Below are 15701 nucleotides of genomic sequence, written 5' to 3'. Positions count from 1 at the left end.
ATAGAAGCCGGTTTGCGGGGCAGCCATCGTTTTCACCCGGTTTCACACGATTTCTCCGCATCTGATCCCCGGGCATGATTTGCCCACACCCTGCTGTGGATGCATGTGGCGGGTGTTCTTACAGTTGCAGATATCCTTCTTTATCCCAAAGATGTCCTTGCCTAACATGTTGTTTTTATATGTATTTATTTTATCTTCTGGACAAGATCATATCGCCGGTCTGAACGTTAAGGATATGTGTATCACCGCAGGCACAATCTGTGATCACTGCTGTTATCCCCGATATCCCCGGTACAAATACAACATCATCTTTTCTTCTATTCTTTTTATTTTTATTGGGGAGAGATAGGAAGCTCGCATGATCCTCGACTTTCTCGCCAATGCGTATCCCTGGACAAAAAGCCTGCATGTGATTTCAGTGATCGCATGGATGGCGGGGCTGTTCTATCTGCCCCGGCTTTTTGTCTATCATGTGGAACGGGTGGGCATGAGCGGTGACATGGCCGATCTGTTCCAGACGATGGAAGTCCGGCTTTTGCGGGCAATCATGAACCCGGCGATGATCGCGACCTGGGTGTTCGGGCTGGCACTGGTCTTTACGCCGGGCGTGGTCAGCTGGGCAGAGGTCTGGCCGTGGACAAAGGCGGCGGCTGTTCTGGGAATGACATGGTTTCACCATTGGTTGGGGCTGCGGCGCAAAGAGCTTCTGGCGGGTACGGATACGCGCAGCGGGCGCACCTATCGGCTGATGAATGAGGTTCCGACCGTACTTTTGATCATCATTGTGATCTCGGTCATTGCCCGGCCATTTTAAGGGATTTGTTGACTTCCTGCGCAACTCTTCTTACCTAGGCAGCGCAATGGGCCGTCCGGCCCTGTCGCTTTCCATTTTTGACATGACACACCCGGTTTGAGATATCGCCGGGCTTTATGGTGCTTTCCCACATGACCGAGAATTCCCTGAACCTGGCTGATCTGAAAGCCAAATCCCCCAAAGACCTGCTGGCCATGGCCGAAGAGCTTGAGATCGAGAATGCCTCGACCATGCGCAAAGGCGATATGATGTTCTCGATCCTCAAGGAGCGGGCCGAGGATGGGTGGGAAATCTCAGGCGATGGCGTGCTTGAGGTTGTGCAGGACGGGTTCGGGTTTCTCCGCTCGCCCGAGGCGAATTATCTTCCGGGCCCCGATGATATCTATGTTTCCCCCGACATGATCCGCCAGCACAGCCTGCGCACCGGCGATACGCTGGAAGGGGTGATCAACGCACCGCGCGAGAATGAGCGGTATTTCGGTCTGGTGAAGGTCACCAAGATCAATTTTGAGGATCCGATCAAGGCGAAACACAAGATCGCTTTCGACAACCTCACACCGCTTTACCCCGATGAACGGCTGAAGATGGAGATCGAGGATCCGACGATCAAGGACCGCTCGGCGCGGATTATTGATCTGGTGTCGCCGATCGGGAAAGGCCAGCGCTCGCTGATCGTGGCACCGCCGCGCACGGGCAAGACGGTGATCCTGCAAAACATCGCCCATTCGATCGAACAGAACCATCCCGAATGCTATCTGATCGTGCTTTTGATTGATGAACGCCCGGAAGAGGTGACCGATATGCAGCGGAGCGTGAAAGGGGAGGTTGTGTCTTCCACCTTTGACGAACCGGCCACCCGCCACGTGGCGGTGTCTGAGATGGTGATTGAAAAGGCGAAACGCCTGGTTGAACATAAACGCGATGTTGTCATCCTGCTTGATTCCATCACCCGTCTGGGGCGCGCCTTCAACACGGTTGTGCCCTCCTCGGGCAAGGTTCTGACCGGTGGTGTGGATGCCAACGCCCTGCAACGCCCCAAGCGGTTCTTCGGGGCCGCACGGAATATCGAGGAAGGCGGCTCCCTGACCATCATCGCCACGGCGCTGATCGACACGGGCAGCCGGATGGACGAGGTGATCTTTGAAGAATTCAAGGGCACCGGCAATTCCGAGATCGTGCTGGACCGGAAGGTTGCGGATAAACGCGTCTTTCCGGCGATGGACATCCTCAAATCCGGGACGCGGAAAGAGGAGTTGCTGGTCGATAAGGGCGATTTGCAGAAAACCTATGTGCTGCGCCGTATCCTGAACCCGATGGGCACTACCGATGCGATCGAGTTTCTGATCTCGAAACTCAAGCAGACCAAGACCAATTCGGAATTCTTCGATTCAATGAACACCTGACGCCACCGTTAAAAACAGGCGGATGTGATGGATACGATCTTTGCTCTGGCCTCCGCGCCGGGTCGCGCGGGCGTTTCGGTGATCCGTGTGTCCGGGCCCAAGGCGCATGATATCGGCCGGGCGCTGGCGGGGGATTTGCCGAAGATCGGGCGGGCTGGTCTGCGGGTGCTGCGGCGTGCGGATGGAGAGGTTCTGGATCAGGCACTGGTTGTGGCATTCGCAGCACCACACAGCTTTACCGGCGAAAATATTGTTGAATTTCAAGTGCATGGCAGTGTTTCGGTTGTGAAATCCCTGCTCGCCGCACTGGCGCAGACCGGGCTTGCCCGCGGGGCGGAACCGGGAGAGTTCACAAGACGGGCCTTGATGAATGACCGGCTTGATCTGGCCCAGGTCGAAGGGCTTGGCGCGCTGATCGAGGCGGAAACCGAGGCGCAGCGGAAGCTGGCGATGAAGGTTTTCGCAGGGAGTCTGGGCGAGGTGGTTGAAACCTGGCGCGCGGGTTTGCTGCGCGCAGCGGCCCTGCTGGAGGCCACAATAGATTTTGCCGATGAAGAGGTGCCCGAGGATGTATCGGAAGAGGTGCTTTCGCTTATTGACGATATCTCGGCCTCACTCACCCGGGAAATTGCGGGCAGTCATGTGGCGGAACGCATTCGCGACGGGTTTGAAGTGGCGATTCTGGGGGCGCCCAATGCGGGGAAATCCACATTGCTGAACGCGCTTGCGGGTCGTGATGCGGCAATCACATCCGAGATTGCCGGCACCACGCGCGATGTGATTGAGGTGCGCATGGATCTGGACGGGTTGGCGGTGACCCTGCTGGATACCGCCGGGCTGCGGGAGGCGGAGGATGCAGTTGAAAAGCTCGGCATCGCCCGCGCACGGGACCGGGCAGCAGGCGCTGATCTGCGGGTTTATCTGATGTCCTCCCCGGAGGAAGTTCCGCCGATTGATCTGGAAAAAGATGATATTCTGCGGCTTGGGAAAGGTGACCTGTTCCCGGATGAACCTGCGGCGATTTCCGGAAAGACGGGGGAGGGTGTGACGGATCTGGTTGCTGAGATCTCTGCCCGCCTGTCAGACCGCGCCGCGCGGGCCGAAACCGCCACCCATGCCCGCCATCGGGAGGCGATGCAGACAGCGGAGAGCGCTTTAGAAACCGCGCGATTCGAGGTAGAAGCTGGTATGGACAGGGCAGAGCTGGCGGCGGAGCATATCCGCGAGGCCATACGCAGGCTTGACGCGCTGGTCGGCCGTATTGATGTGGAAGCGGTGTTGGGAGAAGTTTTCTCCAGCTTCTGCATCGGGAAATAGGAGTGTTTCACGTGAAACACCGGGATTACGATCTTGTTGTTATCGGCGGCGGCCATGCAGGCTGCGAGGCGGCCTGTGCCGCTGCACGCGCCGGTGCGAACACAGCGCTGGTAACCCTGAACCGTGACAGCATTGGCGTGATGTCCTGCAATCCGGCGATTGGCGGGCTTGGAAAGGGCCATCTGGTTCGGGAAATTGACGCTATGGGCGGGGTGATGGGCCAGGTGGCGGACCGGTCCGGCATTCAGTTCCGCCTGTTGAACCGCAGCAAGGGCCCGGCTGTTCAGGGGCCGCGCACCCAATCGGACCGCAAGCTCTATTGTCAGGCGATGCAAACGGAGCTGGCCGATATGCCGGGTCTTGAGATTATCGAGGGCGAAGCCGCTGATTTTCTGATGCAGGGCGACCGGGTTGAAGGGCTGGTGCTGGCGGATGGCTCCCAAATCAAGGCAGGCGCCGTTGTGTTGACCACGGGCACATTCCTGCGCGGGGTGATCCATATCGGCGATCAGCAGCGGCCCGGTGGACGGATGGGGGATAAGCCTTCGGTCAGAATGGCCGAACGGATCGAAGGATTTGGCCTGCCCTTGGGCCGCCTGAAAACCGGCACGCCACCCCGTTTGCGGCGTGCCAGCATCAATTGGGATATGCTTGAGATGCAGCCCGCAGATGCAGAACCGGTGATGTTTTCCTTCCTCTCCTCCACCCCTTTTGTGACGCAGATCAGCTGCGGCATCACCCATACCAACAGCCGGACCCATGATATCATCCGCGATAATCTGGCGCGGTCTGCGATGTATGGCGGCCATATCGAAGGGGTCGGCCCGCGCTATTGCCCGTCGATCGAGGATAAAATCGTTCGCTTTGCCGATAAGGACTCTCACCAGATCTTTCTGGAACCTGAAGGGATCGACAGCGATCTGGTCTATCCGAACGGCATTTCAACCTCTCTCCCGGTAGAGGTTCAGCAGGATTATGTGCGCTCGATTCGCGGGCTGGAGGCGGCAGAGATCATGCAGCCGGGCTATGCCATCGAATATGATTATGTGGATCCCCGCGCGCTTTCCGCGACGCTGGAGGTGAAGGATGTGCCGGGCCTGTTTCTTGCAGGGCAGATCAACGGCACCACGGGTTATGAAGAGGCCGCCGCCCAGGGCATGATTGCGGGGCTGAACGCCGCCCGGCAGGTGCAGGATAAGGGAGAGGTTATTCTGGGCCGGGATCAGGCCTATATCGGCGTGATGATTGATGATCTGGTCACGCGCGGCGTGGCCGAACCCTATCGCATGTTCACCTCACGCGCCGAATTCCGCCTGACGCTCCGGGCGGATAACGCGGATCAGCGGCTTACGCCATTGGCTGAAAATCTGGGAATTGTCAGCGAAGACCGCTCTGCCCGGTTTGCGGATAAGATGGAGCGTCTGGCCGCAGGTCATGAGATCATGGCGCAGAAAACCCTGTCACCGACAGAAGGCCGCAAGCATAGGCTGCGCATCAATCAGGATGGGGTGCGGCGCAGCGCGGTGGATTTGCTGGCATTCCCCGATATTGACATGGCCATGCTGGATGACATCTGGCCGGAATTGCAGCAGCTTGACCGGGACACGCGGGAGCAGATTGCCCGCGAAGCGCTTTATGCGAAATATATCGAGCGACAGTCGCGCGATGTGGCGGCCCTGCGGCGGGATGAGGCGCTGACCATTCCCAGCGGCTTTGCCTTTGACATGATCGAAGGCCTGTCGAATGAGCTGAAAGGCAAGCTTGTCACCATCCGCCCGCGTACATTGGGGCAGGCGGGGCGTATTGACGGGATGACACCGGCGGCGCTGACCTTACTGCTGACCCGGTTGCGCCAGGCTGAGCGTCAGCGGGCATGACGGAAGAAGAGGCTCGTGACCGTCTGTTGGCAGATGTTTCACGTGAAACAGCGGGTCGGTTCGATGCTTACGCAGCCGCGCTGATCAAATGGCAGAAGGCCATCAATCTGGTGGCGCCCGCTTCGCTCAACCATCTGTGGTACAGGCATTTTCTGGACAGTGCGCAGGTGTTTCCCCTGCGCATCAAGGATCAGGGGCTTTGGCTGGATATTGGCAGCGGCGGCGGTTTCCCGGGCTTGATCTGTGCGATTCTTGCCACTGAAAAATCCCCCGATCTGCGGTTTACCTTCATTGAAAGCGATCTGCGAAAATGCAGTTTTCTTAGGGAAGTTGCCCGGCAGACAGGCCTGAAAATCTCGGTCTTAAGCCGGCGGATCGAGGATGCGCCACCACAGGGGGCCAATGTGATTTCCGCGCGTGCGCTGGCGCCCCTGACGAAGCTATGCACCCTGGCGCAGCCTCATTTGGCGCCAGATGGTGTTTGCCTGTTCCAAAAAGGCGAATCCCATCAGGCGGAACTGGACGCGGCGCGCGCAGAATGGCAAATGGGTATGGTGCAGTTCGACAGCCAGACGGCAGATGGGGCTGTGATCTACAGGATAGGAGATCTTGCCCCGTGTCTGATGTAACGCGTGCCCGGGTTATCGCTGTTGCCAACCAGAAAGGCGGTGTGGGCAAAACCACCACTGCCATCAATCTGGGGGCGGCCCTTGCCCTGTCGGGTCAGCGCACGCTGATCCTTGATCTTGATCCGCAGGGCAATGCCTCAACCGGATTGGGGATTGATGCGGGCAACCGGGATTTGACGACCTATGATCTGATCCTCGACGACACACCGCTGGCCGATGTGGTCACCAAAACCAGCGTGCCCAGCCTCTGGATCGCGCCGGCGACAACGGATCTCAGCTCTGCGGATATCGAGCTGGTGTCGAATGAAAACCGGGTGTTCATGTTGAAAGACAGCCTGGCCAACCGGGCGACGAAGGATTTCGACATTATCCTGATCGATTGCCCCCCGTCACTGAACCTTTTGACGATCAATGCAATGGTCGCGGCGGATGCGGTTCTGGTGCCCCTGCAATCGGAATTCTTTGCCTTGGAAGGCCTGTCTCAACTGATGCTGACCATCCGCGAGGTGCGGCAATCCGCCAATCCGGGGTTGCGGATTGAGGGCGTGGTTCTGACCATGTATGATCAACGCAACAACCTGTCGCGGCAGGTGGAAGAGGATGCGCGCGAGACGCTGGGCGCGCTGGTTTACAACACAAAGATTCCACGAAATGTGCGGTTGAGCGAGGCGCCGTCATTCTCGGTGCCGGTGTTGCAGTATGATCCGGCCTCCCGCGGGAGCCAGGCCTATCTGGATCTGGCGGATGAGATGCTGAACCGGCATCTGGAAACGGCATAAGGGGGCGATATGGCGGCGAAACGGGAAAAACGCGGGCTTGGGCGTGGATTGTCGGCCCTGATGGCCGATATCGAACCGTCAGCAGAGCCCGCAGGTGAAACAGCCCCGGTATCCCGGCGCGCCGATCTGCAGATTCCGGTGGAAAAGATACACCCGAACCCCGATCAGCCCCGGCGCAGCTTCACCGAAGGGGCGCTGGCAGAGCTTGCCGCCTCGATCCGGGAAAAAGGCGTTATCCAGCCCCTGATTCTGCGGCCCGATCCGGAAAAGGCAGAGATGTATCAGATTGTTGCGGGGGAACGCCGCTGGCGGGCCGCGCAGCTGGCGCAGCTCCATGAGGTGCCGGCGATTGTGCGGGATTTCGATGATACGGAAGTTCTGGAAGTCGCGATTATCGAGAATATCCAGCGTGCCGATCTCAACCCGATTGAGGAGGCCGCGGGCTATCGGCAGTTGATGGACCGGTTTGGTCATACGCAGGAAAAACTGGCCGAAGCGATGGGGAAAAGCCGCAGCCATGTGGCGAACCTGTTGCGCCTGTTGAATTTACCCGAAGAAATTCAGGGCTTTGTGCGCGACGGCCAATTGTCGGCCGGGCATGCGCGGGCGCTGGTCACGGCGGACGACCCGTTGGCTTTGGCGCGAAAGGTGATCGCCAAGGCATTGTCAGTGCGCGATGTGGAAAAACTGGCAAAAGCGCCTGTCTCGCAAGGCTCAAGCCGTGTGCACGCGGCCCCTGCCAAGGATGCGGACACCAGGGCGCTGGAGGGGGATTTATCTGCGGCCGTTGGGATGAAAGTAAGCATCGAGCATGATGAAGCGGACGGTTCTGGTAAAATATCAATTAAATACAAAGACTTATCACAGCTTGACGATATTGTTCGGATGCTGAACCGGGGTTAGGATATCCTGTGATCTCACTCTGTCAGAAGCTCGCGGAGCAGGGCATTCAGAAGCGGCCGCCCTGTTTTTGTCGTCCTTAGACGGCTGCCAATACGCTCAAGAAACCCGTCTGATTCGAGCCTGTTCAGCGTATTTGGGTCAGGCATTGGCCCGCCGATCTCACCCAATCTGTTCAAATCCGTACCTTCCGCCAAACGCAGGCTCATCATCAGGTATTCCTGGGCCTGTTCTTCAGGTGACAGGGCGCTGCGCAGGGTGCTGCCGCCTTGTCCCTGTTCCACTTGGTCCAGCCAGTAATCGGGCCGTTTTTCCGTTTCCGTGGCATAACGCTGCTGCTGAAGCGTAAGCCGCCCATGGGCGCCGGGGCCGATGCCGATATAATCCCCACAGCGCCAGTAGATCAGGTTATGGCGCGATTGTGCCATATCCGCCGCGTGATTTGACACTTCATAGGCGGGAAGACCCGCCGCTTCACATAAATCCTGCGTCAGATCATACATATCGGCGCCAAGATCATCGCTGGGCAGGCCGGGCAGGCGGCCCAGATGGTGGCGATCACCAAAGGCGGTGCCGTCTTCGATGGTCAGTTGATAAAGCGACAGGTGATCCACGGCGAGGGACAGGGCCCTGGTCAGTTCTGCCCGCCATTCCGCAAGCGTCTGGTGCTGGCGGGCATAGATCAGGTCGAAACTGACCCTGTCAAAGGCGTTTCGCGCGATGTCAAAGGCTGTCATCGCCTCTGCGACCGTGTGCAACCGGCCAAGACGTTTGAGGTCTGTATCATTCAACGCCTGAATACCCATGGAGATACGGCTGACACCTGCATCGCGGAACCCATTGAATTTATGGGATTCTACCGAGGTCGGGTTGGCCTCCAACGTGATTTCCAGATCATTTGCCACGGGCCAGGTGCGCCGGATCTTATCAATCACGGCTGCAACCAGATCGGGGGACATCAGCGAAGGCGTGCCGCCGCCAAAAAAGACACTGTTCAGGGTCTGCCCCGGGGTTTCACACCCCGCGCGTCTGATTTCATCCAGATAGGCCCGTTTCCAGCGGTTCTGATCAATCTCTGCGGCAACATGGGAGTTGAAATCACAATAGGGGCATTTCGCCTGACAATAGGGCCAGTGCAGGTACAGGCCAAAGCCAGCGCCTTGCCTGTCAGCCGCGTTCAAAAATCGTCACCAGTTTGCGGAACGCATCGGCGCGATGGCTGATCCGGTTCTTTTCCCAGCGGTCCATTTCTCCAAAGGTGATGTCATAGCCTTCGGGCTGGAAAATCGGGTCATAGCCATGGCCCTGATTGCCCCGCATGGGCCAGACAACCTGTCCCTCCATCACGCCGGGAAATACCTCATCATGGCCATCGGGCCAGGCCAGTACCAGCGTGCAGCAGAAGCGCGCTGTTCTGGGGAAGGGGGCGGATTTCGCCTCAAGCGCGTCATGGGCGCGGGTCATCGCCATGGTGAAATCGCGCCCGGTCGGGGTTTCGGCCCAATCGGCGGTATAGACACCGGGGGCTTTGCCGAGCGCGTCAATCTCGATCCCGCTGTCATCGGAAAGGGCGGGCAGGCCGGTGGCTTTTGCTGCTGCATGGGCTTTGATCCGCGCATTTTCGACAAAAAGAGTGCCGGTTTCCGCAGGCTCGGGCAGGTTGTGATCTTTGGCCGAGGTCACCGTGATGCCATAAGGCGCCAGAAGATGTGTCATCTCTTCCAGCTTGCCCGGGTTATGGGTGGCCAGCAGCAGGGTATCGCCCGTGAAACGGCGCATGATCAGGTGATGGCCTCTGTTTGTGCGGCCACCAGTTCGGTCACGCCTTTATCGGCAAGGGCCAGAAGCTCGGCAAACTGATCGCGCGAAAAGGTCGAACCTTCGGCGCTGGCCTGCACTTCAATCATCTTGCCACCCCCGGTCATCACGAAATTCGCATCCGTTCCGGCCTCACTGTCTTCGGGATAGTCCAGATCCAGCACCGGCTGACCTGCATAGATACCGCAGGACACCGCCGCGACGTGATCAGTGATCGGGTCCGACAGGACCTCACCGGTCTTCAGCAATTTGTTCACCGCCAGACGCAGGGCCACCCAGCCGCCGGTGATCGAGGCGCAGCGGGTGCCGCCATCGGCCTGAATGACATCGCAATCAACGGTAATCTGCCGTTCGCCCAGCGCAACCCGGTCAATGCCGGCGCGCAGGGATCTGCCGATCAGGCGCTGAATTTCCTGGGTACGCCCCGATTGTTTGCCGGCTGCAGCCTCGCGTCGCATGCGGGTATGGGTTGCGCGCGGCAGCATGCCATATTCCGCCGTGACCCAGCCCAGGCCGGTATTTTTCAGAAATGGCGGCACCCGTTCCTCAAGCGAGGCGGTGCATAACACATGGGTGTTGCCGCATTTGATCAGGCAGGAGCCTTCGGCATGTCTGGTCACACCGGTTTCAATGGAAATCGGGCGTAGTTCATCTAGGTTTCGACCGGAAGGGCGCATATCTGACTCCATGGGGATAGCTGCCTGTGGGATAGTCTGCCGCGCCGGGCCAGCGCAACCCCGATTGACCTTGCGCATGGCGCGCTTCTTAATAGGCTGACGCGAACAAGACGGTAAGAATGACCGATCAGTCAAATATCCTGACCGAGATGAATGACCGCTCCCGCGAGGTGTTTCGTCGCGTGGTGGAGGGATATCTGGATTCCGGGGCGCCTGTGGGCTCACGCACCCTGACGCGCAGCCTGTCGGAACAGGTTTCAGCCGCGACAGTGCGCAATGTCATGCAGGACCTTGAATATCTGGGCCTTCTGGACAGCCCCCATATCTCTGCCGGGCGGGTGCCGACGCAACTGGGCTTGCGTCTGTTTGTCGATGGTTTGCTGGAAGTCGGTGATCTGACGGATGAGGATCGCGACAGGATGGATGCGACCCTGGGCGGCAATGCCGATGACGTGACCACCATGCTTGACCGGGTCGGGTCGGCCCTGTCCGGTGTGACGCTTGGGGCCAGTCTGGTTCTGGCACCGAAACATGAGGCGCCGATCAAGCATATCGAATTTGTGTCGCTGTCACCGGATCAGGCCCTTGTTGTGTTGGTCTTTGGCGACGGACATGTGGAAAACCGGTTGTTTCAGCCACCGCCGGGCCAGACCCCAAGCTCGATGCGCGAAGCGGCGAATTTCCTGAATGCGCTGGCCGAGGGAAAGACGGTTCAGTCTTTGCGCAGGGCGATGGAGGTGGAGATTTCCGCCCGCCGCCAGGAGATTGACAGCCTGGCCCGGGACCTGATCGAAAGCGGGCTTGCGATCTGGGAAAATGAAGGTGACCGGTCTGAACGGCTGATCGTGCGCGGGCGGTCGAATCTGCTGGAAGACACCCCTGAAACCGCCGATTTTGACCGCATCCGCAACCTCTTTGATGACCTTGAGCGCAAGCGGGATATCGCCGAATTTCTGGAACTGACCGAAGGTGGCGACGGTGTGCGCATTTTTATTGGCTCAGAGAACAAGTTATTTTCACTTTCGGGTTCCTCTCTGGTGGTCTCTCCATATATGAACGCTGACCGAAAGATAGTTGGTGCGGTGGGAGTCATCGGGCCGACTCGTCTGAATTATGGTCGGATTGTTCCGATCGTGGATTATACGGCACAGCTGGTCAGCAGGTTGATCTCTGACCGGGGTTAAAAGGGTAAGATATGGCAGATCCGAAGGAAGATCCGTTCCTGGATGATGTGGAAGATATCGAGGCTGATCTCGATGCGATGATGGAGGCCGAGGTCGATCTGGACCCGGAGGTTTCCGAAATCGACGCGCTGAAGGCAGAGCGGGATGAGCTGAAAGACCGCGTGCTGCGCATGCTTGCGGATTCAGAGAATATGCGCAAACGCGGAGAACGTGACCGCCGCGAGGCCGAGCAATATGGCGGCTCGCGCCTGGCGCGGGATTTGCTGCCGGTCTATGATAATCTGCGCCGTGCGCTGGACACGGTAAATGAGGATCAGCGGGCGGTGGCCGGTGGTGTGATCGACGGGGTTGAATTGACCCTGCGGGAATTGCTGAACGTGTTCACCAAACACGGGATGACGCCGGTTATACCTGAAGCCGGGGACAAGTTTGACCCGCAATTGCATCAGGCGATGTTTGAAGCCCCCATGCCCGACACCAAGGCCGGTGAGATCATTCAGGTGATGGCCGAAGGTTTCATGCTGCATGACCGGTTGTTGCGGCCCGCGCAGGTCGGGGTGTCGTCAACGCCGGCAGGTTAAAACGATTACTGCTCTATAGCTTTAGTCCTGTAAAGCGGCTTTCAACTCATAGATCAGCGCCAGAGCCTCCCGCGCGGTCATCTCGTCGGGGTGAATGTCTTTCAGACGATCCTCGATCGGGGAGTGTTTCACCGCTGTTTTTGCAGCTGGCGGTGGCGTGGCGGCAAAAAGCGGCAGATCGTCGATCAGCGTATCCTTGCGCTGGCTGCCTTCACGCTCGCCGCGCTCCAGCGTCTCAAGCACCATTTGCGCCCGGGCAACCACAGAGGCGGGAAGCCCGGCGAGTTTTGCAACCTGCACCCCATATGACCGATCCGCCGCGCCCTGCCGGACCTCATGCAGGAAGATGACATCGCCCTCCCATTCCTTGACCGCGACCGTGGCGTTTGTCACGCCATCAAGCCGTGCGGCCAGGCCGGTCATCTCATGGTAATGGGTGGCGAAAAGCGCGCGGCATTTATTACGCGCATGCAGATGTTCCAGCGTGGCCCATGCAATCGACAGCCCGTCATAAGTGGCCGTGCCGCGCCCGATTTCATCCAGAATCACCAGTGCCCGGTCATCCGCCTGATTGAGGATGGTGGCGGTTTCCACCATTTCAACCATGAAGGTCGACCGGCCGCGCGCCAGATCATCCGATGCGCCGACCCGGCTGAACACCTGGCTGACAATGCCGATATCAGCCTTTGATGCGGGCACGAAACTGCCCATCTGCGCCAATATCGCGATCAGGGCGTTCTGGCGCAGATAGGTGGATTTGCCCGCCATGTTCGGGCCGGTCAGAAGGCTGATGGCGGCGGCGTCTTCTGCGGCGCTCAACTGGCAGTCATTGGCGATGAAAGGCGCGCCCGTCGCTTCCAGCGCGGCCTCAACCACCGGGTGCCGGCCACCTGTGATCACAAAGCTGCGGCTGGCATCCACATGCGGGCGGCACCAGTCTTTTTCCCGGGCAAGATCGGCAAGGGCGGTGGCGATATCCATCTCTGCCAGGGCGCGGGCGGTCTGGCCGATCCGGGCGTGATTGTCGAGAATATCGGCATGAAGGGCCTGAAACAGGGTCTTTTCAATCGCCAGCGCCCGTTGCCCGGCATTCAGGATTTTTGTCTCAAGCTCTGACAGGTCCACGGTTGTGAACCGCACTGCATTGGCCGTGGTCTGACGGTGGATAAACTGTTCCGACAGGGGCGGAGACAGCATCTTTTCCGCATGGGTCGCCGTGGTTTCGATGAAATAGCCCAGAACATTGTTATGCTTGATCTTAAGCGAGCTGATACCGCTGAGCGCGGCATAATCCGCCTGCATGCCGGCAATCACGCCGCGTCCTTCGTCGCGCAGTGTGCGGGCCTCATCAAGATCGGCATCATAGCCGTTTGCGATGAACCCCCCGTCGCGGGCCAGAAGCGGCGGTTCCACCACCAGTGCTGCATCAAGCCGCGCAACCAGATCGTCATGGCCCTGCAAATCAGAGGCGGCATTCCTCAGTATCCCGGGAAGTTCCAGCCCCTTCAGAAAACCCGCCAGTTGCATCGCGGCACTCAGGCCATTGCGCACTGCGGCCAGATCCCGCGGGCCGCCGCGATCCAGCGCCAGACGCGACAGGGCCCGATCCAGATCGGGCACCTGCCGCAACGCAGCGCGGATATCCTCTGAAACCGCCTTGTTTTCCAGCGCGAAAGACACTGCATCATGGCGGTCTGTGATCATGGCGATATCGGTGGAGGGGCTGGCCAGCCGCCGTTCAAAAAGCCGCCCGCCGCCTGCGGTCACACTTCTGTCGACGCTTGCTGTCAGGCTTCCCGCCCGGCCACCCGACAGGCTTGCGGTGAGTTCCAGATTGCGCCGGGTTGCGGCATCAATCTGCATCATCCGCCCGGCATTTTGTTTCGAGGGGGGGTGCAGCAGGGGCAGATTGCCCTTCTGGGTGATCTCAAGATAGTCGATCAACGCGCCCATGGCGCTGAGATCGGGGCGGGTGAAAGACCCGAAGGATTCCAGTGTTTTCACCTGAAACAGAGATTGAATGCGCCCGGCTGCGGCATGGCTGTCAAAACTTGCGGGTGACAGATGGGTCAGCGCCGCGCCGCTTTCCTCGATCAGTTGCTGCCTGTCGGCTTCCAGACTGTCGGACACCAGAACCTCACGCGGGCTCAACCGGGCCAGTTCCGGGGACAGTTGCACCGGCGGGCAGGCCATCACCTGAAACGCCCCGGTCGAGATATCGGCCCAGGCCAGCGCGCCTTGCCCCCTGACCTCTGCATAGGCGGCCAGAAAATTATGCCGCCGCGCCTCAAGCAGGCTGTCCTCGGTCAGGGTGCCCGGCGTGACCAGCCGCACAACCTCGCGCCGGACCACGGATTTTGAACCGCGTTTCTTCGCCTCCGCCGGGTCTTCCATCTGTTCACAGACCGCAACGCGAAAGCCTTTGCGGATCAGCGTCAGCAGATAGCCCTCGGCGGAATGGGCGGGCACGCCGCACATCGGGATGTCGTCCCCGTCATGTTTGCCGCGTTTGGTCAGGGCGATATCCAGCGCCTCGGCGGCGGCCACCGCATCGTCAAAGAACATCTCATAGAAATCGCCCATGCGATAGAACAACAGCGCCTCGCGATGCTGCGCCTTGATTTCCATATATTGCGCCATCATCGGTGTGACTTGCGCGGTCATGCAGGGCCCCCATATCTCGCGAAGCGCAGCCTACAAACGCTTGGCCGTGGGTGGAACCCGCAAATGCGCCATGTTGTGGTGCTTTCCCAACCCCGCTAGACAGGTTTGGTTGTAACCGGGGGAGGTTTACCATGTCGAACAAGAACCCTGATGTGATCAGGATCGGGTATTAGACGATGGCGGTTCTGTGTATCGGTTCGATCAATATCGACCATGTTTATCATGTGCCGCATCTGGTGCAGCCGGGAGAGACTTTGGCAGCCGATGCCTATGCCAAAGGCTTGGGCGGCAAGGGTGCGAACCAGTCTATCGCCGCGGCCCTGGCGGGGGCCGATATACGCCATGCGGGCCGTGTCGGGCCCGAGGCGGATTTTGCAATCTCGCAGATGCGCGATAGCGGCATGGATGTGTCCAGCATCATGCAGGTGGAAACAGCTACGGGGCATGCGATCATCACCGTGGATCCAGGCGGGGAGAATGCGATTGTGCTGTATCCCGGTGCCAATCAGACGCTGACAGAGGCGCAGATAGAGGCCGCCCTTGACGGGTTTGGCGCGGGCGACAGCCTGATGTTGCAGAATGAGGTGAATGCCACGATACATGCTGCCAGTCAGGCGCGATCACGGGGTCTGCGCGTTGTCTATTCCGCAGCCCCGTTTGAGGCGGATGCGGTGCGGGAGATATTGCCTTTTATTGACCTGCTGCTGCTGAATGAGGGGGAGGCCGCCGCGCTGGAACAGGCGTTGAACACGGATATCTCTGCCCTGTCAGGGCTGGAAATCGTGGTGACCAAGGGTGCGGATGGGGCGGTCTGGACCCATGCGGAAGGTCAGATCACGCAGGCCGCCTTCCCCGTGGATGAGGTGGTGGATACCACCGGCGCGGGGGATTGTTTTGCGGGATATCTGGTGGCCGGTCTGGATGCAGGGCTGACCCGGGATGCGGCGATTGAACGGGCCAGTGCCGCCGCCGCGCTTCAGGTCACGCAAAGCGGAGCGGCAGATGCAATGCCTGAAAATGCCGAGGTTTTGCAGTTTCTGAAAAGCCGGCAAACCTGA

14 protein-coding genes are annotated in these 15701 nt (G+C 59.2%); 10 read left to right on the top strand and 4 right to left on the bottom strand.

Features of this window, described 5'->3' with window-relative positions; genetic code table 11:
* Window positions 1-358: 358 nt before the first annotated feature.
* The 7 genes from hemJ (at window position 359) to E2K80_RS16035 (ending at window position 7722) form a co-directional block, all read left to right on the top strand.
* Window positions 359-814 (top strand): protoporphyrinogen oxidase HemJ, encoded by a 456-nt coding sequence (gene hemJ, locus E2K80_RS16065; protein ID WP_135375914.1) that lies wholly within the window; start codon window positions 359-361, stop codon window positions 812-814.
* Window positions 815-945: 131 nt separating this feature from the next.
* Complete coding sequence (rho, locus tag E2K80_RS16060) at window positions 946-2217, top strand: transcription termination factor Rho (RefSeq protein ID WP_135375913.1); 1272 nt, start codon at window positions 946-948, stop codon at window positions 2215-2217.
* Window positions 2218-2244: 27 nt separating this feature from the next.
* On the top strand, window positions 2245-3534 hold the full coding sequence (gene mnmE, locus E2K80_RS16055; protein WP_135375912.1) for a tRNA uridine-5-carboxymethylaminomethyl(34) synthesis GTPase MnmE: 1290 nt from the start codon (window positions 2245-2247) through the stop codon (window positions 3532-3534).
* An 11-nt stretch (window positions 3535-3545) separates the two neighbouring features.
* Window positions 3546-5411, top strand: a complete 1866-nt coding sequence (gene mnmG / locus E2K80_RS16050) for a tRNA uridine-5-carboxymethylaminomethyl(34) synthesis enzyme MnmG (RefSeq protein ID WP_135375911.1) — start codon at window positions 3546-3548, stop codon at window positions 5409-5411.
* Window positions 5408-6040 carry a 16S rRNA (guanine(527)-N(7))-methyltransferase RsmG gene (gene rsmG, locus E2K80_RS16045; protein ID WP_135375910.1) on the top strand — a complete coding sequence of 211 codons (633 nt, stop codon included), beginning with the start codon at window positions 5408-5410 and terminating at the stop codon, window positions 6038-6040. Before mnmG ends, rsmG begins: the two co-directional genes overlap by 4 nt.
* A complete protein-coding gene (locus E2K80_RS16040; protein ID WP_135375909.1) occupies window positions 6028-6819 on the top strand; it encodes a ParA family protein in 792 nt (263 codons plus the stop codon). Before rsmG ends, E2K80_RS16040 begins: the two co-directional genes overlap by 13 nt.
* A 9-nt stretch (window positions 6820-6828) precedes the next feature.
* Entirely contained in the window at window positions 6829-7722 is an 894-nt protein-coding gene (locus E2K80_RS16035) for a ParB/RepB/Spo0J family partition protein (RefSeq protein WP_135375908.1), read from the top strand.
* 14 nt (window positions 7723-7736) lie between these two features.
* Here the strand turns inward: E2K80_RS16035 and hemW are convergent, their stop codons facing one another.
* From hemW to rph, 3 genes are read right to left on the bottom strand one after another with little or no spacing between them, the layout of a single operon-like run.
* Window positions 7737-8900: a radical SAM family heme chaperone HemW gene (gene hemW / locus E2K80_RS16030; protein WP_135375907.1), complete on the bottom strand. Its 1164-nt coding sequence runs from the start codon at window positions 8898-8900 to the stop codon at window positions 7737-7739.
* Window positions 8887-9498 carry an RdgB/HAM1 family non-canonical purine NTP pyrophosphatase gene (rdgB, locus tag E2K80_RS16025; RefSeq protein WP_135375906.1) on the bottom strand — a complete coding sequence of 204 codons (612 nt, stop codon included), beginning with the start codon at window positions 9496-9498 and terminating at the stop codon, window positions 8887-8889. The genes hemW and rdgB overlap by 14 nt, the downstream gene beginning before the upstream one ends.
* 2 nt (window positions 9499-9500) lie before the next feature.
* Window positions 9501-10214, bottom strand: coding sequence for a ribonuclease PH (rph, locus tag E2K80_RS16020; RefSeq protein WP_135376655.1), 714 nt, complete (start codon window positions 10212-10214; stop codon window positions 9501-9503).
* A gap of 119 nt (window positions 10215-10333) precedes the next feature.
* Here rph and hrcA point away from each other — a divergent pair, with 119 nt between their 5' ends.
* Together hrcA and E2K80_RS16010 are read left to right on the top strand one after the other, a co-directional pair.
* Window positions 10334-11398 carry a heat-inducible transcriptional repressor HrcA gene (gene hrcA / locus E2K80_RS16015; protein ID WP_135375905.1) on the top strand — a complete coding sequence of 355 codons (1065 nt, stop codon included), beginning with the start codon at window positions 10334-10336 and terminating at the stop codon, window positions 11396-11398.
* An 11-nt stretch (window positions 11399-11409) separates the two neighbouring features.
* The gene (locus tag E2K80_RS16010) at window positions 11410-11979 is read left to right on the top strand and encodes a nucleotide exchange factor GrpE (protein ID WP_135375904.1); all 570 of its coding nucleotides are present in this window, start codon (window positions 11410-11412) and stop codon (window positions 11977-11979) included.
* 21 nt (window positions 11980-12000) lie between these two features.
* On the opposite strand, the gene mutS is transcribed toward E2K80_RS16010, so the two are convergent.
* Entirely contained in the window at window positions 12001-14643 is a 2643-nt protein-coding gene (gene mutS, locus E2K80_RS16005; RefSeq protein WP_135375903.1) for a DNA mismatch repair protein MutS, read from the bottom strand.
* Between the two features lie 176 nt (window positions 14644-14819).
* Here mutS and E2K80_RS16000 point away from each other — a divergent pair, with 176 nt between their 5' ends.
* Window positions 14820-15701, top strand: coding sequence for a ribokinase (locus tag E2K80_RS16000; protein WP_135375902.1), 882 nt, complete (start codon window positions 14820-14822; stop codon window positions 15699-15701).

Origin of the sequence: Rhodophyticola sp. CCM32 (assembly GCF_004751985.1) — a bacterium.
Classification (GTDB): domain Bacteria; phylum Pseudomonadota; class Alphaproteobacteria; order Rhodobacterales; family Rhodobacteraceae; genus Rhodophyticola.
The sequence above is the reverse complement of the archived record's forward strand: the minus strand, read 5'-3'. Positions and strand labels throughout refer to the sequence as shown.